Source organism: Idiomarina sp. Sol25, assembly GCF_033052775.1.
Lineage (GTDB): Bacteria > Pseudomonadota > Gammaproteobacteria > Enterobacterales > Alteromonadaceae > Idiomarina.
Genome location: NZ_JAUPEW010000173.1, coordinates 1 through 258 on the forward strand (window position 1 = coordinate 1; position 258 = coordinate 258).

1 protein-coding gene is annotated in these 258 nt (G+C 55.4%); it reads left to right on the plus strand.

Annotated elements, in window-relative coordinates; genetic code table 11:
- Window positions 1-32: 32 nt before the first annotated feature.
- Window positions 33-258 (plus strand): hypothetical protein (locus tag Q5L94_RS13895; protein WP_317498941.1); only part of this gene is annotated, 226 nt, incomplete at its 3' end.

Sequence of the window (258 nt, forward strand, 5' to 3'; positions counted from 1 at the left end):
TCACCATGTTCTTAAAGTCCTGGTTCCGGAACATGCCAGTAAAACGAAAGATCCTGCTTCCTGGGATGGCTGGCCTGCTGATGATGATTGGCGTGATCACCACGTTCTGGGCTCAACGTCTGTCCACTGCGCTGCATACCGCGTTTGAGGAGCAGGTTGAGCTCACGGAAACCTACATCGCCGCCCCCCTGGCAACTGCTGCCTGGAACTATAATGGGGAGTTGGCGAATACCACGCTCGCATCGCTCTCTGATCGTG